General features: G+C 67.1%; 23 protein-coding genes. 9 read left to right on the plus strand and 14 right to left on the minus strand.

Annotation, left to right across the window (positions count from 1 at the left end; genetic code table 11):
* Window position 1: 1 nt before the first annotated feature.
* Window positions 2-1,945: a hypothetical protein gene (locus ABZX92_RS20635; RefSeq protein WP_355561546.1), complete on the plus strand. Its 1,944-nt coding sequence runs from the start codon at window positions 2-4 to the stop codon at window positions 1,943-1,945.
* Here the strand turns inward: ABZX92_RS20635 and ABZX92_RS20640 are convergent.
* On the minus strand, window positions 1,929-3,632 hold the full coding sequence (locus ABZX92_RS20640) for a discoidin domain-containing protein (protein WP_355561549.1): 1,704 nt from the start codon (window positions 3,630-3,632) through the stop codon (window positions 1,929-1,931). The two genes, ABZX92_RS20635 and ABZX92_RS20640, sit on opposite strands and share 17 nt — an antisense overlap.
* Before the next feature lie 236 nt (window positions 3,633-3,868).
* Between ABZX92_RS20640 and ABZX92_RS20645 the strand changes: the two genes are divergently transcribed.
* Together ABZX92_RS20645 and ABZX92_RS20650 are read left to right on the plus strand one after the other, a co-directional pair.
* A complete protein-coding gene (locus ABZX92_RS20645) occupies window positions 3,869-4,666 on the plus strand; it encodes a DUF1996 domain-containing protein (protein ID WP_355561552.1) in 798 nt (265 codons plus the stop codon).
* Window positions 4,639-5,118: a hypothetical protein gene (locus ABZX92_RS20650; RefSeq protein ID WP_355561555.1), complete on the plus strand. Its 480-nt coding sequence runs from the start codon at window positions 4,639-4,641 to the stop codon at window positions 5,116-5,118. Before ABZX92_RS20645 ends, ABZX92_RS20650 begins: the two co-directional genes overlap by 28 nt.
* Here ABZX92_RS20650 and ABZX92_RS20655 read toward each other — a convergent pair.
* The 3 genes from ABZX92_RS20655 to ABZX92_RS20665 are packed head-to-tail and all read right to left on the minus strand — an operon-like array spanning window position 5,105 to window position 7,001.
* Window positions 5,105-5,764, minus strand: coding sequence for a hypothetical protein (locus ABZX92_RS20655; RefSeq protein WP_355561558.1), 660 nt, complete (start codon window positions 5,762-5,764; stop codon window positions 5,105-5,107). The genes ABZX92_RS20650 and ABZX92_RS20655 overlap by 14 nt on opposite strands.
* Window positions 5,761-6,636 (minus strand): ABC transporter ATP-binding protein, encoded by an 876-nt coding sequence (locus tag ABZX92_RS20660; RefSeq protein ID WP_355561561.1) that lies wholly within the window; start codon window positions 6,634-6,636, stop codon window positions 5,761-5,763. Before ABZX92_RS20660 ends, ABZX92_RS20655 begins: the two co-directional genes overlap by 4 nt.
* Entirely contained in the window at window positions 6,636-7,001 is a 366-nt protein-coding gene (locus ABZX92_RS20665; protein ID WP_355561564.1) for a GntR family transcriptional regulator, read from the minus strand. Before ABZX92_RS20665 ends, ABZX92_RS20660 begins: the two co-directional genes overlap by 1 nt.
* 65 nt (window positions 7,002-7,066) lie before the next feature.
* Here ABZX92_RS20665 and ABZX92_RS20670 point away from each other — a divergent pair, with 65 nt between their 5' ends.
* Both ABZX92_RS20670 and ABZX92_RS20675 read left to right on the plus strand, forming a co-directional pair.
* A complete protein-coding gene (locus ABZX92_RS20670) occupies window positions 7,067-7,885 on the plus strand; it encodes a hypothetical protein (protein WP_355561567.1) in 819 nt (272 codons plus the stop codon).
* On the plus strand, window positions 7,882-8,562 hold the full coding sequence (locus ABZX92_RS20675) for an SDR family oxidoreductase (protein WP_355561570.1): 681 nt from the start codon (window positions 7,882-7,884) through the stop codon (window positions 8,560-8,562). Before ABZX92_RS20670 ends, ABZX92_RS20675 begins: the two co-directional genes overlap by 4 nt.
* On the opposite strand, the gene ABZX92_RS20680 is transcribed toward ABZX92_RS20675, so the two are convergent.
* From ABZX92_RS20680 to ABZX92_RS20720, 9 genes are all read right to left on the minus strand, one after another.
* Window positions 8,552-8,746 carry an MbtH family protein gene (locus ABZX92_RS20680; RefSeq protein ID WP_045313450.1) on the minus strand — a complete coding sequence of 65 codons (195 nt, stop codon included), beginning with the start codon at window positions 8,744-8,746 and terminating at the stop codon, window positions 8,552-8,554. The genes ABZX92_RS20675 and ABZX92_RS20680 overlap by 11 nt on opposite strands.
* 14 nt (window positions 8,747-8,760) lie before the next feature.
* Window positions 8,761-10,005 (minus strand): SidA/IucD/PvdA family monooxygenase, encoded by a 1,245-nt coding sequence (locus ABZX92_RS20685; protein ID WP_355561573.1) that lies wholly within the window; start codon window positions 10,003-10,005, stop codon window positions 8,761-8,763.
* Between the two features lie 128 nt (window positions 10,006-10,133).
* Complete coding sequence (locus ABZX92_RS20690) at window positions 10,134-11,462, minus strand: GH1 family beta-glucosidase (RefSeq protein ID WP_355561576.1); 1,329 nt, start codon at window positions 11,460-11,462, stop codon at window positions 10,134-10,136.
* Entirely contained in the window at window positions 11,455-12,411 is a 957-nt protein-coding gene (locus ABZX92_RS20695) for an ABC transporter ATP-binding protein (protein WP_355561579.1), read from the minus strand. Before ABZX92_RS20695 ends, ABZX92_RS20690 begins: the two co-directional genes overlap by 8 nt.
* Window positions 12,408-13,226, minus strand: coding sequence for an ABC transporter permease (locus ABZX92_RS20700; protein ID WP_355561582.1), 819 nt, complete (start codon window positions 13,224-13,226; stop codon window positions 12,408-12,410). The genes ABZX92_RS20695 and ABZX92_RS20700 overlap by 4 nt, the downstream gene beginning before the upstream one ends.
* Window positions 13,227-13,229: 3 nt before the next feature.
* Entirely contained in the window at window positions 13,230-14,210 is a 981-nt protein-coding gene (locus tag ABZX92_RS20705) for an ABC transporter permease (protein WP_355561585.1), read from the minus strand.
* Window positions 14,207-15,109 carry an ABC transporter ATP-binding protein gene (locus ABZX92_RS20710; protein WP_355561587.1) on the minus strand — a complete coding sequence of 301 codons (903 nt, stop codon included), beginning with the start codon at window positions 15,107-15,109 and terminating at the stop codon, window positions 14,207-14,209. The genes ABZX92_RS20705 and ABZX92_RS20710 overlap by 4 nt, the downstream gene beginning before the upstream one ends.
* Entirely contained in the window at window positions 15,109-16,749 is a 1,641-nt protein-coding gene (locus tag ABZX92_RS20715; protein WP_355561590.1) for an ABC transporter substrate-binding protein, read from the minus strand. The genes ABZX92_RS20710 and ABZX92_RS20715 overlap by 1 nt, the downstream gene beginning before the upstream one ends.
* Window positions 16,750-16,867: 118 nt before the next feature.
* Window positions 16,868-17,863: a LacI family DNA-binding transcriptional regulator gene (locus ABZX92_RS20720; protein WP_045315121.1), complete on the minus strand. Its 996-nt coding sequence runs from the start codon at window positions 17,861-17,863 to the stop codon at window positions 16,868-16,870.
* 264 nt (window positions 17,864-18,127) lie between these two features.
* Between ABZX92_RS20720 and ABZX92_RS20725 the strand changes: the two genes are divergently transcribed.
* From ABZX92_RS20725 to ABZX92_RS20735, 3 genes are all read left to right on the plus strand, one after another.
* Window positions 18,128-18,667 carry an MOSC domain-containing protein gene (locus ABZX92_RS20725; protein ID WP_355561593.1) on the plus strand — a complete coding sequence of 180 codons (540 nt, stop codon included), beginning with the start codon at window positions 18,128-18,130 and terminating at the stop codon, window positions 18,665-18,667.
* 65 nt (window positions 18,668-18,732) lie between these two features.
* A complete protein-coding gene (locus tag ABZX92_RS20730; RefSeq protein WP_355561596.1) occupies window positions 18,733-19,584 on the plus strand; it encodes a helix-turn-helix transcriptional regulator in 852 nt (283 codons plus the stop codon).
* Complete coding sequence (locus tag ABZX92_RS20735; protein ID WP_355561599.1) at window positions 19,559-19,735, plus strand: DUF397 domain-containing protein; 177 nt, start codon at window positions 19,559-19,561, stop codon at window positions 19,733-19,735. Before ABZX92_RS20730 ends, ABZX92_RS20735 begins: the two co-directional genes overlap by 26 nt.
* Here the strand turns inward: ABZX92_RS20735 and ABZX92_RS20740 are convergent.
* Window positions 19,732-20,469, minus strand: a complete 738-nt coding sequence (locus tag ABZX92_RS20740; RefSeq protein WP_355561602.1) for an alpha/beta fold hydrolase — start codon at window positions 20,467-20,469, stop codon at window positions 19,732-19,734. The two genes, ABZX92_RS20735 and ABZX92_RS20740, sit on opposite strands and share 4 nt — an antisense overlap.
* Window positions 20,470-20,632: 163 nt before the next feature.
* On the opposite strand from ABZX92_RS20740, the gene ABZX92_RS20745 reads away from it, so the two are divergent.
* Window positions 20,633-21,451 carry a hypothetical protein gene (locus ABZX92_RS20745; RefSeq protein WP_355561605.1) on the plus strand — a complete coding sequence of 273 codons (819 nt, stop codon included), beginning with the start codon at window positions 20,633-20,635 and terminating at the stop codon, window positions 21,449-21,451.
* Window positions 21,452-21,507 lie beyond the last annotated feature (56 nt).

Below are 21,507 nucleotides of genomic sequence, written 5' to 3' on the forward strand. Positions count from 1 at the left end.
CGTGGCCACTCGGAGACAGTTCCTCGTTCTGAGCTCGACGGCGGCTTTGACCAGCCTGCTGTCCGAGACCCCTGCCTCAGCCGCCGAGGCTGTCGCCCAAGAAGGACCGGCACAGCCCTATGCGTCCTATTGGCACCCCGCGACGATCCTCAACTGGGATCCGGCGACGGACCGGGACGCACGGTACAACCGCAGCACGGTTCCGTTGGCCAAGCGTGTCACCCCGGCCCGACCGGCCAACGCACACGCTCATGCCAACGAGGCACGCGTGCAGGCGCTGGTGGCGTACGCGCCGACGAGCAACAACCCGTCACAGGGCTCGCTCGACATGAACTACTACGCCACGAACTACTGGCAGTACATCGACGAACTGGTGTTCTGGGGCGGTTCCGCGTCCGAGGGCCTGATCCTCGCGCCGAACCCGACCGTCACCGATGCCGCGCACCGCAACGGTGTCCGCGTGATCGGCAACGTGTTCCTCCCGCCGACCGCGTACGGCGGCCAGATCCAGTGGGTCCGCGACTTCGTGAAGCGCGAGGGCGACCGGTTCCCGGTGGCGGACAAGATGATCCAGGTCGCGAAGCACTACGGGTTCGACGGCTGGTTCCTCAACCAGGAGACCGCGGGCGGCAACACCCAGCTCGCGAACGACATGCGCGACTTCATCGTCTACCTGCGCAAGAGCGGACTGCGGGTCATCTGGTACGACGCGATGACCGACTCCGGCAGCGTCTCCTGGCAGAACGCGTTGACCGCGCGGAACAAGATGTTCTTCGAGCAGTCCGACGAGATGTTCCTGAACTTCTGGTGGAGCACGCAGGGGCTGGCGAACTCGGCCGCCCTGGCGAAGCAGATGAACCGCAGCCCCTACGACCTCGCGTCCGGTGTGGACGTCGAGGCGAACGGTTACAACACGAGCGTCGGCTGGACCTCGGTGTTCCCCGAGGGCAAGCCGCACACGACGTCGCTGGGCTTCTACCGTCCGGAGTGGACTTTCAAGTCGGCGTCCAGCCCGGCGGACTTCTACTCGCGCGACAACCGGTTCTGGGTCGGCCCGAACGGAGACCCGTCGAACACCACGACGACGGCGAACTGGAAGGGCATCGCGCACTACATCACCGAGCTGACGCCGATCACCACTCTGCCGTTCGTGACGAACTTCAACACCGGGCACGGCAAGAAGTTCGCGATCGGCGGCGCGGTGCGGTCGACGCAGGCCTGGAACAACCTCTCGCTGCAGGACGTGCTGCCGACCTGGCGGTGGAGCGTCTCCGGAACCGGCACCAAGGTGACCCCGTCACTGGACTGGGACGACCCGTACGACGGCGGCACGGCGCTCAAGATCACCGGAACTCCCTTGTCCGCCAACGACGTCCGGCTGTTCGCGACCTCGTTGAAGCTGACCGGCAACAGCCAGTTCGAGATCGTCCACCGCACCGGCGCCGGCCCGTCCCGGCTGCAGGCGATCCTGCGCATCGGCGCCACCGAGAAGGTCCTCGACCTCGGCGGAGTCTCGGGTGCATGGCGGCGCAGCGTCTTCCCGCTCGCCGAGCACGCGGGCGCCACGCTGACCGAGATCTCCTTGCGAGTGCTGCCAGGTGGTCCGGTCACGGCGTCGATCGGCCGGATCAGCGTCACCGATCCGGTGATGACGTCACCGGTGGCGCCGTCGCACGTGCAGGTCGAGCAGGTGAGCCGCACCGACACCACGACGGTGTCGGCACGGCTCACCTGGACGCGCGCTCCCGGAACGGTGCGGCAGTACCGGGTCTACAAGTGGACCGGCACCGAGCGGATCTTCCTCGGCGGCACCACGAACGACGCGTACTTCGTGCCCGCGATCCCGCTCAACGCCGGCGAGACCGCGAGCATCGAGGTCGAGGCCGTCAGCGAGGCGTTCGACGTCTCACCGCCTGCCCGCGCGTCGATCACTGGTACACCCTGACGTAGTCGAGAACCATGTCCTGCGGCAACTGCGTCCCGGCTCCTGGCGGGCCGGGCCAGTCGCCGCCGACCGCGTTGTTGATGATGATGAAGAACGGGTGATCGTACACCCACGGCCCGCGGGTCGACTCCAGCTGGTTGCGGTCCACGGTGAAGAACCTGTTGCCGTCGACGCTGAACGTCATGTGGCTGGAGTCCCACTCGACCGCGAACGTCCGGAACGCGCTCGACGCGGGCTGCCCGAGGGTGAGCGGCGACCCGAACCCGCCCGCGCCGTAGTAGCCGGGCGCGTGCAGCGTCGAGTAGACGTTGTTCGGCTCCTTCCCGACGTGCTCCATGATGTCGATCTCGCCGCACGCGGGCCACGGCGTGCGCTTGTCGAAGAAGTCCGCGCCCAGCAACCAGAACGCGGGCCACAGCCCCTGCGTCGACGACACCTTGATCCGCGCCTCGACCCGGCCGTAGGTGAAGTCGAACTTGCCGTGCGTGTTGAGGCGTGCTGACGTGTACTGGCACGTCCCGCTGCCGCTGACCGGGTCGACCGGGCACGCGCTGCCCGGCGTGACCTCGCGCCGTGCTTGCAGCACCAGGTTGCCGTTGCCGTCGTGCCGGGCGTTGTTGTTGTTCGTGTAGTACTGCAGCTCGTTGTTCACGCCCGGTCCCGTTTCCGGCTGCCACTTCGAGGCGTCCGGCCCCGTACCCGCGGGCGCGTTGAACTCGTCCGCCCACACCAGCCGGCCGGGGAACGTCGGGTTCGGCGGCAGCGGCGGCGCGGGAGTCGGGTTGCCGCCGGTGCCGTAGACCTGGAACTCCCACAACGAGTAGCCGTACCCGTTCGACCTGGCCGTGCCGTACATCCGCACGTACCGGCCGGTGCCGCTGACCGTCAGCGTCTCCTTGAAGCCGCGTCCAGTGGTGGTCGAGTACATCTGGCGCCAGTTCGCGTTGTCGTCGGACACTTCCAGTTTGTAAGCCGTCGCATGAGCCGGATCCCACTGCAGCACGACCTTCGAGATCGTGGCGGTCGCGCCGAGATCGACGGAGATCCAGCCGGGATCGACCCAGCCGTTCGTCGCGCTGGTGGCCCACCGGGTGGCAGGATCCCGGTCGAACGCCTTGGCCGGACTGCACTGCGGGCACGCGCCGTCGTCCTGGAACGTCGACGCGGCACCGGTTTTGCCGTACGAGAGCAGGGTTTCGGCGTTGCCGGTGTCACGGGTGCCGAACACCTGGAACTCCCACAGCGAATAACCCCACTGCGTCGCGCGCTGGGTCAGGTCGAGCCGCACGTACCGGCCGGTGCCGGTGACGGCGAGCGTCTCGGTGCCGCCCGGCCCGGTGGTCGTCCGGCGCAGCTCCTGCCACGTGTTGCCGTCCGGGGAGATGCTGAGCGTGTACGCCTTGGCGCTCGCGGTCTCCCAGGCCAGCGCGACCTGGTCGACCTTCGCCGTGGTGCCGAGATCTATCTGGATCCACTGAGGATCGCGGAACTCGCTGGACCAGCGGGTGCCCAGATCACCGTCGACCGCGGCGGTCGCCGCGAACACCGCGTTCTCACTGGTGGAAGCGGTGACCGGTCGACCTTGCGAGAGCAGTGGCCCGGCAGCGTGCGCCGGGGTGATGGTGGCCGCCACGAGTACCGCGGCGACGAGCAGCGGGAGTCTTCCGCGTTGAAGGCTTCCTGACATGAGTGTGCTCCTGGGGCCGGAGAACGGGACCGTGAGAGCGCCCTCCGCACCTGAGCGTCAACGCAGCAGGCACGCGCTGTCAAGAAAACCGGTACTACTGAACGTTTCTTGCGGATTGACGACGAAAGTTGCCTTGCGCCATGCTCGACCTGCGTGAGAGCGCTCTCCCCAATCCTGCTGCGGAGAGGAAAGCTTCAATGAGGAAGCCAGCCTTACAGCTAGCCGCCGTCCTGAGCATGATCGCCGCCACCCTCAGCATCCCCGTTGCGGCGCAAGGAGAACCGGTCCGCGTCGCCGAGTTCGTCGCGGACTGCCAGCTCAGCCACCGCCTCCCGGACGACCCGATCGTCCTGCCGAACCTGGCCGGTGCCTCGCACTCGCACGACTTCTTCGGCAACCACTCGACCAACGCCCGTTCCACCCAGCAGTCCCTCGAAGGCCAGACGGGCAACTGCAACCCGGCCGTCGACATCTCCTCGTACTGGGTGCCGACGATGTACCGGAACAACACCGAGATCGCCCCGACCGGCATCACCTTCTACTACCTGGGCGAGGGCGTGAACAATCCAGCCGCGATCCAGCCGACGCCCTACGGGCTGAAGATCGTGGCGGGCAACGCGAAGGCCACCGGTGACGCGGACAGCATCGCCCGCTGGTCGTGCCTGCACGCGGGGCAGGTCAACCCGTCCAAGAACTTCGTGGAGTGCCCGGCCGGCACGATGCTGGAGACCTACCTGGACTTCCCGCAGTGCTGGAACGGCCGCGACCTGGACAGCGCCGACCACAAGTCCCACATGTCCTACCCGGTGGCGGGCGGATGTCCGACGTCGCACCCGGTTCCGGTGCCGAAACTGCGAATGGTCCTGCGCTACCCGGTCAACGGCAACCCGGCCGGACTGAGGCTCTCTTCCGGCACAGGCCAAACCATGCACGGCGACTTCTTCAACGTGTGGCCGCGCGCCGAGATGGAACGCCGCGTCCGCAACTGCATCAACGTGGTGCTGAAGTGCGATCACGACGGCAACCACGGATAGCAGCGCTCCTGCTGGCAGGCCTGACACTCACGGCCTGCCAGCAGGCACCACCCTCACCGCCACCCCAGAACGGTTACGGCGCAACGGAACGCGCGTTCGTCGAACTCTCGATCGCCACCGACGAACAGGCGCTCAAGCTCGTGACCCTCGACGACAACCCCTCGCTGGTCGAGAACCGGGAAGCCGAGCTCGCCGCGCTCCGCACACTGCTGGACGCGCCCTACGTGAACAACCACGCCGGGCACGACATGCCAGGCATGCCAACGGATGCGGAGATCCAGCTCGCCGCTACCAGCCCGGACGCGCGCAAGCAGTTCGTGCACGCGCACCTCACCGAACAGCTGGAGGTCCTGCGCTCGGCCGGCGCCGCGATCACCCACCCGCCGACCGCCGAGGTCGTCAAGCTGATGGAACAGCACCGCACGGCCGAGCTGACCCTCACAGGGCCTTAGTCCGCACCGGCATGGCTCGTCCTATCGCCCAGGTGACGCCCACGGCCACCACCCACGCGAACACCGAGACCACGTGCCAGCCGTCGCCCAGCGCGAGCGGGAGGTCCCTGACGAACGGCATGTCCCCGGTGCCGGGCATCGTGACGCCCGGTACGAGCACCAGCGCCAGTCCGACGGGCAACGCGAGGACACCGCCGTAGCCCCACCGATCGAACGCCGCCGTCACGAACATGCCGACCGCGCTCCACACCAGGAACATCAGGAAGTACGCGAGCGGCGACCCGTGCGGGGTGGACTTCCAGTCCATCACGGCGTAGACGGCACCTTCGACGAGAAACCCGAGCCACGTCAGCAACGTCATCACCAGAGCGAAGACCGCGGTGAAACCGGTCGCCGCGACCAGGAACTCGCGGCGGGTGCGTCCGTGCGCGACCGCGATCGGCAGCACGTTGTGGATCGTGTACACGCCCACCCAGAGCACGAACCAGCGCGCGATCTGCACGGTGACGAGCATCCACCCGCTGAACGAGACTTCGGCGAAAGTCGAGATCACGAACGCCACGGCGAGGTTCATGAGGAAGACGCAGGCGGCCACGATCGCGCCGTACGTGACCAGCGTCGTCGTCAGGTGCCGGAAGATCTTCACAGCTTCCCCCCGACCGGTTCGGTGAGGTGCACGAACAGGTCCTGCAACGCGATCGGCCCCAGCTCCAGCCCGAGCTGCCGCGCGCGGATCAGCCGCGAGTCGTCCAACGCGCCGTAGACCATCGCGGCTTTGGTGCGCCCCAACGACTTCTCACTCAGCACCGTCAGCCCAGCCGTGAACTCATCTACGTCAGCGGCGTTTCCGGTGACCTCGGTGCCGCGCGACCGGAGCACGTCCGCCTCCTCCTGCAGCACCAACCGGCCGGAGTCGATGATCACCACCTCCTCCAGCAACGAGGACAGCTCCTCGATCAGGTGCGTGGAGATGATGATCGTGCGCGGGTGCGCCATGAAGTCGTTGAGCAGCGTGTCGTAGAACGCGTACCGGGTCGGCGTGTCCATGCCCAGGTGCGACTCGTCGAGCATCGTCAACGGCGACCGGCTCGCCAGCCCGACCACCACGCCCAGCGCCGACCGCTGCCCCAGCGACAGCGAGCCGACCTTGCTCTTCAACGGAATCTTGAACAAGTCGACCAACTCCAGCGCATAGGAGTTGTCCCACGTCTCCCGCCACGCCGCCCCGTACTCCAGCACGTACGAGACCTTGTCGCCCTTCTCCGCGGCATCGGCGGTGTGGCGCACCAAGCAGACCTGGCGCATCGCATCGGCGTTCTCGAACACCGGCGCGCCGTCCAAAGTCACCGTCCCGAGCGGCTTGCGATACCCGGCCAGCGCCGACATCAGGCTCGTCTTGCCCGACCCGTTGCGCCCGAGCAACCCGTAGATCTTGTTGCCGCTCAAGGAGAAGCTCATGTCGTCCACGGCCGTCACCGACCCGTACCGCACCGACAGCCCCCGCACGTCGACCCGCATCACACGCCCCCGTTCTCGTGCTGCTCGATCCGCCGGATGACGTCCGCGAGCGGAATGCCGATCGCCCGCGCCTCCGCCACCATCGCGTCCACGACCTCGCCGAAGAAGGTCTCCCGCCCCTGTGTCCGCAGCATGTCGCGAGCCTCCGTGCTCACGAACATCCCGATCCCCCTCTTCTTGTAGAGCACCTTCTCGTCCACGAGCTGCTGAAAGGCCTTGGCCGCGGTCGCCGGGTTGATCCGGTAGTACGCCGCGTACTGGTTGGTCGACATGACCTGCTCGTCCGCCTGCAACGCCCCGCTGAGCACGTCCGCCTTGATCCGGTCGGCGATCTGCCGGTAGATCGGGCTCCGGTCGTCGAACATGGCGTTACTTCCTTGGTTCGTTACTCATGTAATGGACCATAGCAGCGCGAGCGTACGATTGGCACGTGGTCGGGGTCGCGATCCTGTGCGCGATGCTCGCGGCCGGGTGCGGCGCACTCGGCGCGATGCTGCAACACGCCGGCGTCCGCGAAACCCCAGGCCTGAAACTGACCTCGGCACACCGCCTGGTCTCGTCGAGACGCTGGGTCTACGGCTTCCTGATCCTGGTCGCCTGCGCGATCCTGCAGGTCCTGGCCCTGGCACTGGCCCCGGTCTCAGTGGTGGCGCCGTTGAACGCCCTGGCCATCCCGATCATCGCCGTGGCTCGCGCCCGCAAACTGACCGGCCTGCTGGCCGTCGCGGTAGTCGTCGCCACCGCCGGCATCATCGTCTTCGTCTCCATCACCGCGGGCCACGCCGTCCCCACGGTCATCTCCCCCAAAGTCGCCCTGCAAGCGGGCCAGCTGGTGGTCGCCGGCGTCCTCGTCTGCGTGGTCGCCGCGACCTTCACCACAGGCACGATCCGCGCCTTCGCCCTGTCGATGGGCGCGGGCATCCTCTACGGCCTGGTGGCAGTGCTGGTCCGGGACGTGACCACATCCCTGCCGATCGTCGAATGGATCTCGCTGGCGGGCCTGGCCGTGGCGTTCCTGACCGGCGCCTGGTTCATCCAGCTCGGCTACGCCGCCGGCCCACCCGACCTCGTCGTCGCGGGCCAGACCGTGGTCAACCCGATCGTCGCCGCCTGGATCGGCATCACACTGGTGGGCGAAGGCACCGGCATGAGCGGGCTGTCCCAAGCGGGCCTGGTCATCAGCGCCGTCGCCGCCGTCACCGGCACCGTCGTGCTCGCCTACTACCACCGTGTCAGGGTGGAGGCATGACCTTCGCAGTCACCGGCGGCACCGGCGCGCTGGGCCGCCACGTGGTAGCCGCGCTCCCGGGAGCCCGCTCAGTCTCCCGCTCCACCGGCACAGACCTGGTGCGAGGCAAGGGCCTGGGCGCCCTGCGAGCAGACGTCGTGGTGCACTGCGCCACCTCGTTCCGTCACGAGGTGGCCATGGCCAGAGCGGTACTCGCAGCCAAGCCCGCCCATCTCGTCTACATCTCGATCGTCGGCTGCAACGAGGTCCCGCTCCCCTACTACAAGCAAAAACTGCTCACCGAGCGGTTGATCATCGACTCCGCCACGCCGCACACGATCCTGCGCGCCACCCAGTTCCACTCGTTGCTGCGCAAGATGTTCGACCGCAGTTCCAAGCTCCCGCTGATGCTCGTCCCGGGCTTCCGCTTCCAGCCGGTGGACGAGGCCGAGGTCGCCCTGGAACTGGCCGCACTGGCCCAGTCCGCCCCAGCGGGCCTGGCCCCTGAAATGGGCGGCCCCGAGATCCGCGAAGCGATCGACTTCGCGCGCACGTACCTGGCCGCAACGGGAAAACAACGCACGCTGGTACCTCTGAAAGCCCCCGGAGCCACCTACCGCGCCTACCGCGCGGGCGGCAACCTCACCCCCGACCGCGCGGTAGGCGAACGAACCTTCGCCGACTACCTCAACGGATAGACGCGGGCCGCAGGTCCGTCCAGTTCTCCTCCACGTACGCCAAGCACGCCTCGCGGTCGTCCTCACCGAAGACCTTCGTCCACCCGGCAGGCACTTCCGCGAACGTCGGCCACAGCGAGTGCTGCTGCTCCTCGTTGACGAGCACGAAGAACCGCCCCTGCGGGTCCTCGAACGGGTTGGTCATGACACTTCCTCCCTTCACTTGACTACCTGAAGCTCCGGCTCGGCCTGCCGCACCCGCCGCACCACCGACTCGAGAATCTCCCCCACCCGCACCGCCGTGTTCGACAACAACGACGACGTGATCCCGTGCGTGTGCTCGGTACCGCCCTGCAGGTAGATCCCACCCCGAACCGAGTCATCCGTGACCACCCGGTAGTCACGCGTCACCCGCAACCGCCCACGCTCATCCCGCTCGCAATGCCCGGCGAGGTCCCCGAGCAACCGAACCGGATCAGCCGGCCGATACCCGGTCGCATAAACGATCACGTCCGCATCGACCGGCACCCGTCCACCATCAGCCAGCGACTCGATCACGCACTTGCCGTCCGCGTTCACGTCCGTCAGCCTGGATGTGTTGTGCAGCAACAACCTCTGCCGCCCAACAACCTTCTCCCGGTACACCCGCCGATACAGCTCCTCGATGAGCTCCCCGTCCACCACCCCGTAGTTCGTGTTGGCGTGGTAGCCCATCAGCCGCTGCTTGACCTCCTCCGGCGCCCCGTAGAAGTCGTCCACGGCCGCAGGATCGAAGATCCGGTTCGCAAACGAACTGTCGTCGGCAGGGCTGTACCCGTACCGTGCGAACACCCCGTGCACCTCGACCTCGGGGAACCGGTCGTGGAAGAACGCCACCGCCTCAGCAGCACTCTGCCCAGCCCCCACCACCACGACCTGCCGGGGATCCTTGAGTCGGTCGACCTCGGTCAGCAGGTCCTTGTTGTGCCAAATCCGCTCACCGGCCTCAACCCCTTCAGGCAAGTTCGCCTCGAGCCCGGTGGCCAGCACCAGGTTCCGCGCCCGAACCGTCTCCCCACGGGCACTGAACTCGAACCCGTCACCGTCCGCACGCACCGCCGAAACCTCGGCCCCGTACGACACGTGATGCCCCACCCGCTCCGCCGCCCACTCGAAGTAGTCGTGGAACTCCTTGCGCAGCGGAAACAGGTTCTTGTGGTTGACGAAGTCGATCAGCCGCCCGCGATCTCGCAGGTAGCACAGAAAGCTGAAGGCGCTGGTCGGGTTGCGCAGCGTGACCAGGTCCTTGAGGAACGACACCTGCATGGTGGCGTCCTCCAGCAGCATCCCCCGATGCCACCCGAACCGTGCCTGCCGTTCGAAGAACCGCGCCCGCACAGGCCTGGCATGCTCCTCCACGGCGATCGCGAGAGCGAGGTTGGACGGCCCGAAGCCGATCCCGGCCAGGTCCAACACCGGTTCCATCGCATCCTCCCGAAGCACCAGCAGCCAAAGTAACCCTAACTTAACTAAGGCATACCTTAGCTAGTGCATTCGGACGTGATCCACGTCGCTGGGGCGTACTTCGGCAACGGCTCAAGAGCCATGCGAGGTCACTTCCGGCTGATCAGCTCCCGGTACCACTGCGCGCTCTGCTTCAACGTGCGCTCCTGAGTCCCGTAGTCGACCCGGACGATGCCGAACCTCTTGGCGTACCCGTATCCCCACTCGAAGTTGTCCATCAACGACCAAGCCAGGTATCCGCGCACGTCAGCGCCGGCCCGCACCGCGGCCGCGACAGCCGAGATGTGCGACGCGAGGTAGGCGACCCGGTCGGCGTCGGCGACGTACCCGTCCTCGACGTCCAGGTCGTCGAACGCCGCCCCGTTCTCGGTGATCACCATCGGCACGCCGTAGTCCTGCTGCAACCTCACGAGCAGGGACGTGAAGCCTTCCGGCACGATCTCCCAGCCCATGGCGGTCACCGGTCGTCCCTGCGACACCATCTCGGACACCGCCGGGTCATCGGTCGCCTTGTGCACATGAGACGTGTAGTAGTTCACCCCGAGCACGTCGATCGGCGTGGAGATGATCTCCAGGTCGCCGGAGCGGACCGGGAGATCGGCACCGCGCGCGGCGATGTCGACCAGCACGTCCTCGGGATATCGGCCGTGCACCAACGGGTCCAGGTAGATCCGGGTGCCCAGCCCGTCCGCCCGCCGGGCCGCGTCGACGTCGCGCGGGTCGTCCGAAGCGGCCGAGTGCGTGCCCATGTTCAACGTGATGCCCAGCGACGCCACACCGCGCGACCGCAGCTCCTGAGCCGCCAGCCCGTGCCCCAGCAGCAAGTGGTGAACAGCCCACATGGCCTCGCCGAAATTCGTACGGCCAGGAGCATGCCTGCCGACGTCGTACCCGAGCATCGCCGAGCACCAGGGTTCGTTCAGCGTCGTCCACGTCGGCACGCGGTCGCCCAACGCGTCATGCACCAGCCCGGCGAACTCGGCGAACCGGTAGGCGGTGTCCCGCCGCGGCCACCCACCGGCATCCTCCAGCTCCTGCGGCAAGTCCCAGTGGTACAACGTCAACCAGGGATCGACCCCCTTCTCCAGCAACTCGTCCACGAGCCGCGAGTAGAAGTCGATTCCCTTGGGATTGACCGGCCCGCGCCCACCCGGCTGAATCCGCGGCCAGGACACCGAGAACCGGTACTTGTCGACGCCCAACCGCGCGATCATCGCCACATCAGCGGGCATCCGGTGGTAGTGATCGCAGGCCACGTCACCGGTCTCGCCGTTCACGACCGCCCCGGGCCGCCGCGCGAAGGTGTCCCAAATGGACAGTGTCCGTCCGTCCTCGTCGAACGCCCCTTCGATCTGGTACGCCGACGTGGCGACACCCCAGAAGAAGTCAGCAGGCAGTCCAGCGGTCACCTCAGACATGCACGCCCTCCAGCCAGCACGCCACCCGGCGCCGCTCGTCCACCACGTCCAGTGCGGGCATCCGCTCCGAGCAGACATCCATGGCGGAAGGACAACGCGGGTGGAACGGGCACCCGGTCGGCATCGACCGCAGATCCGGCGGCGACCCGGGAATCCCCCGCAACTCCCGCCGCGGCCCGCGCAACGCCGGGAACGACCCGAGCAACCCCTGGCTGTACGGATGCTTGGCGGCCCGGTAGATCTCGGCGGCAGGCGCCTCCTCCACCACCCGACCGCCGTACATGATCGCGATCCGGTCCGAGAACTCGACCAGCAGCGAGATGTCGTGCGTGATGAAGACGACCGAGAAGCCCAGCGTCTCCCGCAGCCGCATCATCTGACCGAGAATCTGCCGCTGCACCACCACGTCCAGCGCGGTGGTCGGCTCGTCCATGATCACGATCTCCGGCTCCAGCGCCAAAGCCATCGCGATCATCACCCGCTGCCGCATGCCACCGGACAGCTGATGCGGGTACGCCGACAGCCGATCCACCGGAATGCCGACCAGCGACAGCAGCTCACGGGCACGAGAAACGCGCTCCGGCCGTTTCATCGCCGGCCGATGGGTGCGCAGCACGTCGTCGATCTGCGTGGCCACCGAGATCACCGGGTTCAGGGCGTTCATCGCACCCTGGAACACGATCGCGATCTCGCTCCAGCGCAGCACCTGCAGCTGCTTCTCGGTCAACGCCAGCAGGTCCTGCCCCTTGAACAGCACCTGACCGGACGGCACGTGTCCGGGCGCCTGGAGCAACCGGGTAGCCGCATAGGCCAAAGTGGACTTGCCACTGCCGCTCTCCCCCGCCAGGCCGAGGACTTCCCCGGCCTCCAGCGACAACGACACGTTGTGCACGGCTCGCAGCGAACCGTAGTCCACCGAGAGATCGCGGATCTCCAGCACCGGGCTCATGCGCGCACCTTCCGCAGCCGGGGATTCGCGTACTCGTCGATCCCGAAGTTGATCAAAGCCAGCGCGGTGCCCAGCAACGCGATGCACAGGCCGGCGGGGACGAACCACCACCAAGCGCCCTGTCCCAGAGCCTGGTTGCTCTGCGCCCAGAACAGGATCGTGCCCCAGTTCCAGGTCGAGAGCGACACGACGCCGACGAACGACAGCGTGATCTGCAGCATCACCGCGAAGATCACCGTGCCGACGAAGCCCGAGCCGATCACGGCCAGCAGGTTCGGCAGCACCTCGAACACGATGATGCGCCAGGTCCGTTCACCGGACGCCCGCGCGGCCTCCACGAAGTCGCGGCGCCGCAACGACATCGTTTGCGCGCGCAGGATCCGGGCGCCCCACGCCCACGCGGTCAGGCTGATCACCGCCGCGATCAGGACCGTGTCCGCGGACGGCAGCATCGAGGCCACGATGATGATCAGCGGCAGCGCCGGGATCACCAGGAACACGTTCGACAGCATCGACAACGCCTCGTCGGCCGCACCACCGAGGAACCCGGCGGTCACACCGACCAAAATGGACAGAAAAGTCGCCAGCACACCGCAGACGAGCCCGACGACCATCACCCCGCGAGTGCCCACGAGCACCTGCGAGAAGATGTCCTGCCCGGTCATCGTCGTGCCGAACCAGTGCGCACCGGAAGGCGGCGACAGCAGGTCGTCGCCCATCGCGGACGGGTCGTACGGCGCGATCCACGAACCGATCACGGCGATCAACGTGAAGAAGGCCAGAATCCCGAGGCCCAACCGAGTCTTGAAGTTCACGAGTCAGCCCTCCCGCCGCGTGCGCGGGTCCAGCAGCAGATAGCCGATGTCCGCGAGCAGGTTCGCCACCAGCACCGCCAGCGTGATCACCAGGAACACTCCCTGCATCAGCGGATAGTCCTTCGCACCGATGCCCTGGAACAGCACGTAGCCCAGGCCGGGATACGAGAACACCATCTCCACCAGCAGCGCACCGCCGACGATGAACCCGAGCGACAGCGCGAAACCCGAGATCGACGGCAGCACGGCGTTGCGCGCTGCGTAGGCGAACATGATCCGCTTCTGCGACAGCCCCTTGGCCCGCGCGACCAGCACGTAGTCCTCGGCCGTGACGGTCACCATCATGTTGCGCATGCCCAGGATCCAGCCCGCCACCGAGCTCACGACGATCGTGATCCCCGGCAGCACGGCGTGTTCCAGCACGCTGCCGATGAACTCGCCGGACCACTCCGGCACCAGCCCGGCCGCGTAACCGCCGGAGGCCGGCAGCAGCGGGAACGTCACGGAGAACACCGAGATCGCGATCAGCCCGAGCCAGAAGTACGGGATCGACGACAGGAACGTCGTCACCGGGATCAGCGAGTCCATCCACGAACCGCGCTTCCACCCCGCGTAGACGCCCATCAGGGTGCCCAGCAGGAACGCGATGACCGTCGTGACGCCGACCAGGCCCAAGGTCCACGGCAGCGACTGCGACAGCACGTCGGCGACGGGCGTCGGGAAGAAGGTGAACGACAGCCCGAGGTCACCGCGGGCCAGCGCACCCCAGTAGTCGACGTACTGCTCCCAGATCGACTTCTTCTCGTCCAGCCCGAACAGGATGTACAGCGAGGCCATCGCATCGCTGTTCAGCCGACCGCCGAGCTTGGTGATCATCGCCTGCACCGGGTCGCCCGGCAGCAGGCGCGGGAGCAGGAAGTTCGCCGTGATCGCCGCCCACAGCGTGATCAGGTAGAACAACCCGCGGCGCAGCAGGAACGTCATGCCGCCGCCTCCACATACAACCAGCAGGCCGCCCAGTGGCCCTCACCGACGTCCGATCGGGGTGGCGCGTCGGTCCAGCACCGGTCCTGGACCTTCGGGCACCGAGCCGCGAACTGGCAGCCCGCGGACACCGCCGCGACCTCCTCGACGGGTGCGTCCAATGCCACCACCGCGCGTTCCGGATCGGGCGCGGACTCGATCAGCAGCTGCGTGTAGGGATGAGCAGGCTGCTGCGTCACGGACTCGCTGTCGCCGCCCTCGACGATCTGCCCGCCGTACATCACGAACGTCTCGTCGGCGAAGTAGCGCGCCGACGCGATGTCGTGCGTGATGTACAGAACGGCGAGCTTCAGCCGTTCCTTCAAGTCCAGCAACAGGTTCAGCACACCAAGTCGGATGGAGACGTCCAACATGGACACCGGCTCGTCCGCCAGCAGCACTTCCGGATGGGCCGCAAGCGCTCGCGCGATGGCGACGCGCTGCCGTTGCCCACCGGAAAGCTCGTGCGGGTACCGCGCGGCGAAGTCGGCGGGCAGGTTCACCCGCTCCAGCAACTGCTCCACCGTCTCCGGCCGCTTGTGGATCTTCAACGGCCGGGTCAGGTGGTAGCGGATCGTGTGGACGGGGTTGAGCGATGCGAACGGGTCCTGGAACACCATCTGGACCTTGCGCCGGTACTCCCGGACCCGTCGCACCTTCCTGCCGTCCAGCAGGATCTCCCCCTCGGTGGGCTCCACCAGCCGCGCCAGCAGCTTCGCCACCGTCGACTTGCCAGAACCGGATTCGCCGACGAGGGCGGTCACGCGCCCGCGGCGCAGGACGAGGGAGACGTCCTGCACCGCGCGCACGCGCTTGTAGGTCTTGACCAGACCTTTCGCTTCCAGCGCGACTTCGTTCATTACGCGGCCGGCTTCAGCTTCATGACGATCTGCAGCGCGTTCGGCAGCGTCGCCTGCGGAGGACCGTACGGGTCCTCGTCGGACGGCCAGCCGACCCAGCTCTTCGTGCTGTACTCGGCACCGATCGGCCCGGCGGAGGTCGGGATCATCGGCACCTGCTCGACCATGATCTTCTGCAGCGTCGCGAGGCTCTTGGTGCGCGCCGCGTCGTCCGTGGCGTTCGCGTACTCGGCCAGCGCGGCCGTCGCCTCGGGGTTGTTGTAGCGGCCGAAGTTCACCGCGGCCGTCTGCCCGACCGCCTTGATCTCCGCGCCGTCCATGATGTTCTGGTACATCTCGTACGGCGTGGCACCGGTGTTGGTCCAGCGCAGCGATCCCTGGAACGCGCCGTTCGCGAAGTCGGTGGTCCACGCGTCCGCGGTCTGCGTGCGCACGGTCGCCTCGATGCCGATCTTCTTCAGGTCGCTCTTGATGATGTCCAGCACCGTCAGGTAGTCCGACCAGCCGGACGGGTTGGTGAGCTCCAGCGTCACCGGCTTGCCGTCGGGCGCCTTGAGCACGTCGCCCTCCAGCTTGAACCCGGCCGCGGCGAGCTTCTGCTTCGCCTTGTCGACGTCGACCTTGAACCGCGCGTCCTTGTACTCCGGCGCGAGGAATGAGTCACCGGCGGGCAACGGCATGCCGGTGGGCGACTCCAGCTTCGGGAACAGGCGGGCCTCACCGCGGACGAAGATCGCCTCGCGGTCGATCACGTCGCTCATCGCCGCGCGCAACGCCGGGTTGTCGAAGGGAGCCACGGTGTTGTTCAGCCACAGGCCGTGGATGCCGAGACCGGCCGGGAACCACAGCTTGTGGTTCTTCGGGTCCTTGTCCACGTAAAGCTTCTGGTAGTCCGGGATGAAGACGTACGACCACTGCGACGCACCCGACGCCAGCGCGGTGGTCTGCGCCGTGTTGTCGTTGTACGAGGTGTACTGGATCTCCGGCACCTTCGGCAGGTCCTGCCAGTACTCGGAACGCCGCGCGATCGTGACGGTCTGCGAGGTGAACGACTTCACCTGGTACGGACCGGTGCCGACCGGGTTCGGGTTCGTGAAGGTCGTCGGGTCCGCGACGCCGCTCCAGATGTGCTGGGGCACGACCATCACGCTGATGACCTTGTTGCGCGTCACGAACTGCGGGTTCGCGAACGTGACCTCGACCTTGCCGTCCGGCGTCGCCGTCGCGGTGTCGACCTTGAGCGAGTCGCGGTTGTTGAGCGCCGGCCACTTCTTCAGGATCTCGTACGAGAAGGCGACGTCAGCTGCCGTGAGCGGCTTGCCGTCGGACCACTTCACGTTCTCCCGGATCGTGAAGGTGACCTTCTTGTAGTTGTCCGACCAGTCCCACTTCGTCGCGAGCCACGGCACCGGCTCCTGGGCCGGCCGCGTGTTGTTCACGAACGCGAGCGGCTCGTAGATCTGGTACCGGTAGCCGAGCGAACCCGCCGCCGACGTGGGCAGGAACGGGTTGTGGTTCTCGGTCAGCGGCCCGTTGGGCATGCCCACGGTCAACACCCCGGAAGCCTTGGTAGCACTTCCGGAGGAGCAACCTGTCGCCGCGAGCGCCAGTGCTACTGCGACGATGATTGTTCTGCGCATGGGGGAATCTCCCGATACGACGGCGTGTGAGAGCGCTCTCCCACACGTACGGCGAACTCGCCAGGCCGCGTGCGGTGGCCTGGCGGGTCCGTTCAGTTGTGGAGGTGTTGCAGGTGGGTCAGGGCGCGGATTCGCGCACGATCAACGAGGTCGGCAGCACCAGCGGGTGGTCGGGCATCGGCTGTCCCTCGAGCGTGGAGAGCAGCATCCGCGCGGCGGCGGCGCCCATCTCCTGCAACGGCTGGCGGATCGTCGTCAGCCGGGGTTCGGTGTGTCCCGCGACCGGGACGTCGTCGAAGCCGACCACCGCCACGTCCTCGGGGACGGACCGGCCTGCCTCGCGCAGTGCCCTGAGCACGCCGACCGCGGAGAGGTCGTTGTGCGCGAACACCGCGTCGAACGGGATTCCGCTCGCGAGGAGCTTGTCGACGGCGACCTCTCCGCCCTCGGTGGTGAAGTCGCCGTCGACGATGAGGTCCGGGTGCAGCGTCAGGCCCGCTTCCGCCAAAGCGAGCCGGAACCCGTCCAGCCTCGCCTGAGTGCACCCGAAGTGCGGTGGCCCGGTGACGACGGCGAACCTGCGGCGACCGGCCGCGACGAGATGCCTCGCGACATCCGCGCCTCCCTGCCGGTTGGTCGTCGTCACCGAGGGGAACTCCGGGTGCGAGCCGCGATCGTCGATCATGACGACCGGCAGGCCCGCCCGGTAGAGCGTGGAGATGTAGTGCAGGGTGTCCGGCGGCTCTATCACCAGCAGGCCGTCGAAAGCGTTGGCGGACACGTGGTTCGCGAACTGGTTCAGCGACTCCGGCCCGCGGTTGATCGTGTAGAGCAGCAGCCCGTACCCGTCGGCCTCGAGCGTGTCGACGATGCCCTGCAGCACCTCGCCCATCCACGGCCAGGTGAGGCTCGGCGCGAGCATGCCGACCGTCCGAGTCCGGCCCCGCGCCAGACCCACGGCACGCGCACTCGGCACGTACCCGATCTCGTCGATGACCTTGCGAACCCGCTGCGCGGTGGAGGCGTCCACGTCCGGCTTACCGTTCAGCACACGTGACACGGTCGCTTTGGACACCTGGGCGCGTTGGGCGACCTCTGCGATCGTGACACGCATGCCGAACTTCCTTCCGCCGCCTCTGAAACCGGTTTCGGTACCGGTTCCGACGAGGTGTGACGGAGTCAACAGCCTGACGTGAGTATTAGTCAAGACTCTTGCCGGAACTTCGTGGGAGCGTTTCCACGGCTGTGGTCGTTCTCGCAGGTGGGACCCGATCCGGTGACCTGAATTAAGACGTCTTGATCGAGTCCGCGTTTCCGGTATCGCTGCGCCGAACGGAGCACTTCAGCTGCTCCGCGCTGATCGTGCACAATCGTGGGCATGGGGGTTGTCACGGCGGTAAGCCGCAGCGAGGAGTACACGTTCACCAAGCCCGTCCGAGAGAGCATCACACTGCTCGAAGGGCTCGGTGTCGAGGGCGATGTCCACCAGGGCGTCACGGTCAAGCACCGCTCCCGGGTCGCGGTCGACCCGACGCAGCCGAACCTGCGGCAGGTGCACCTGATGCACGCCGAGCTGTTCGACGAGCTGCGCGGCAAGGGGTTCGCGGTCGAGCCGGGCGAGATCGGCGAGAACGTCACGACGCGCGGCATCGACCTGCTCGGTCTGCCCACCGGGACGTTGCTCCACTTGGGACCAACCGCTGTGGTCGAGGTGACCGGGCTGCGCAACCCGTGCGTGCAGATCGACGGGTTCTCGAAGGGGCTGCTCAGGGAAGTCGTGGGCAAGGGGGCGGACGGTGAGCTGGTCCGGCGCGCTGGGATCATGTCCGTGGTGCTCGTCGGCGGTGTGGTCAGTCCCGGTGACGAGATCCGGGTGGAGTTGCCACCCGAGCCGCACCGGCCGCTCGAAAAGGTTTAGCCGCAGCCGTTTTCACCCGAACGAGCTGGTCCTTGAACTGAATCCAAGGCTTAGCGTCCAAGGTCATGACGGCCATCACCTCCACCGCGTACAGCAGGGACCTGGGCGACGAACTACGGCTGCTGCGCGAAACCTGCACCGGCGTAAACGGTCGCGCGTTCGCCGCGCGACTTGGCTGGGATCCAAGCAAGGTGTCGACCATCGAGCACGGCAAAGCCCGAGCGAACGAGCTCGACCTCATCCAGTACCTGACAGCGTGCGGCAAGGACTACGACTACTACGACGAGTTCAAGCGCCGCTACCGGTACGCGTTCGACCTGTACTTCGCCCAGGTGCCGGACAACCTCCGCACGCTCGCGATGACGGAGTCGATGGCCACCAAGATCACGGTCTACGACATCCACAGGATCACAGGTCTGCTGCAGACAAAGGCCTACGCGCACGAACTCTTCGTCGCAACCGGCATCGAGACGCCGGAGAACATCAAGAAGGCGGTCGAGTTCCGCGCGCAGCGGCAAGCGATCATGCGGCGGCACAACCGCCCCGAGTGCGTGTTCTACATCCACGAGCTCGCGCTCCAGACGCGGCTCGGCGACGCCAAGTTGATGGAGGAACAGTACCTGCGTCTGCTCTTCAAAACACACGTGCTGCGGGTGGTTCCTGCCAGCGACAGGAAAACGGCCCTGCTGTCGAAGTGCACGCTGTACGAGTTCAAGAAGGCATCCCCGGTGGTCTTCAGCTCCACGGACACCGCCAAGGTCTTCGCGCAGGACACCTCCGCCGTCGAGCGGACACGGAAGGTGTTCGAGCGCTTGGATGCCGTCGCCTTGGATGAGGAACAATCTCGGAGGATGCTGATGGAGTACGTCAGCGAACTGCGGGAGGAACCTCATGCCCCAATGCCGGACCTGGCGTAAGAGCACCTACAGCGGTGGCACGATCGACGACGACTGCGTGGAGGTGTCACTCGCGCAGGACGCCCTCGTGCGGGACTCCAAGAACGCGACAGGTCCCGCGCTCGCGTTCTCCACTCCCGCCTGGCGCGCGTTGGTCAACTGGCTGGTCTAGTCCGTGCCGAAGTGCCCGTCGAGGATCACCGAGATCGTTCTCGGTGCCTCGACCACGGCCAGATGCGCGGCATCCCCGACGATGTAGAGATCCGAGTCGCGCAGCTCGTCCGCGATGTGCCGCACCACGTCCGGCGGCGTCGCGTGGTCCTGCGCCGCCGCGATCACCACGGTCGGCACGTCGATCTTCGCCAGGTCCGCGCGCAGGTCCATGTCCCGAATCGCCTCGGCACAAGCCAGGTACGACGGCACGTCGACCTTCAGCAGTTCCGAGCGGAAGTGCGAGACCACCGCGGGCGAGAACGAGGGCGTGAACCAGCGCGACACGATCCCGTCCGCGGCCGGCTCCATCCCGAGCGAACGGATGAGCGAAATCCGTTCGTCCCACATGGTCTTGTCCGGATACCAGGCCGCCGTGCACACGAGCGCCAGCCGCGAAACGCGATCGGTGTGCGCCGCGAGCCACATGCCGACCATGCCGCCGAGTGACACGCCGCAGTAGTACACCTGGCGCAGTCCCAAGTGGTCCAGCAGCTCCACGACGTCGCCGGCCAGCGCCTCGATGGAACACGGGCCCGGCACGGCGTTCGAGAGTCCGTGCCCGCGGTGGTCGAAGCGCAGCAACCGGAACGGCGGCGAGAACTCGCGCCACAGCTCGGTGGTCGTGCCGAGTGCGTTGCCCAGCACCAGCACCGGAGCGTCGTCCGGGCCGGTCAGCGTGTGATGCGGGATCATCGGCCGCCACCTCCCAACTGTGCGAGTCTGATGGGAGTTTCCCCAGGCCGCATTCTGAATCCACATGAGACGGCACCGAACGGCTTCGGCCGTACGCGTGACGGGGTGTCACCTACGTCCAGAGCTCCAAGCAAGACGCTTGAGACGCGCTCTGATGAGGGCCATGAAAGCATTGATCCTGGCCATGATCCTCATCGCGCCCACCCCGGCCGACGACGTGAGCACGTTCAGCAGTCTCTGCAGGTTCGGCAACCAGTGGATGATCAGCGGCGACTGGGACGGTGACGGCGTCGACGGGCCCGGCATCGTGCAGGAGTCCGACGCGGGGCTGGAGTGGTTCCTGCGCAACGATCCCGGCTCCGGCGCCGCCGACGTCCAGTTCTCGTTCGGGCCCAAGGGCGCCATGCCGGTCGTCGGCGACTGGGACGGCAGGAGCGGGGACGGCGTCGGGGCCGTGCTCAACACCGCGAAGAACCTGCGCTGGCAGCTCAAGAACAAACTGGAGCTCGGTGCTCCGGACGCCGACTTCTCGTTCGGCACCAGCGCGGCCGACATCCCGGTGACCGGCAACTGGGACGGCAAGGGGCCGGACGGCATCGGGGCCGTGCGCAACTCGGGCAACAACCTGCAGTGGCAGCTGCGCCAGACACCCGACGCCGGGTCGCCGTTCGCGATCTTCAGCCACGGCGCGAAGGGCGACGGGCCGCAGACCGGTGACTGGGACGGGAAGAACGGGGACGGCATCGGGTCCACGCACCGCGCGACCGGGCTGGAGTGGAAGCTCCGCGACAGCGCGAGCGCCGGAAGTGCCAACCGGAACTTCACCTTCGGCAACGGCAAGACCGACTGTCAGCTCACCGGCGACTGGAACGGCGACGGCATCGACACGATCGGCGTCGTGCGGATCGTCGGCGGCACCCGCGAATGGCAGCTGCGCAACAGCCTGAACGGGGGTCCGGCGGACTTCACGTTCACCTTTTGACCCGCTTCGCGTGCTACCACAAACCACCGGCCTGGCCCCCGCCGTAACACCGTTAC

It is taken from the genome of Lentzea sp. NPDC006480 (genome assembly GCF_040611995.1).
In the GTDB taxonomy this organism is placed as follows: domain Bacteria; phylum Actinomycetota; class Actinomycetes; order Mycobacteriales; family Pseudonocardiaceae; genus Lentzea.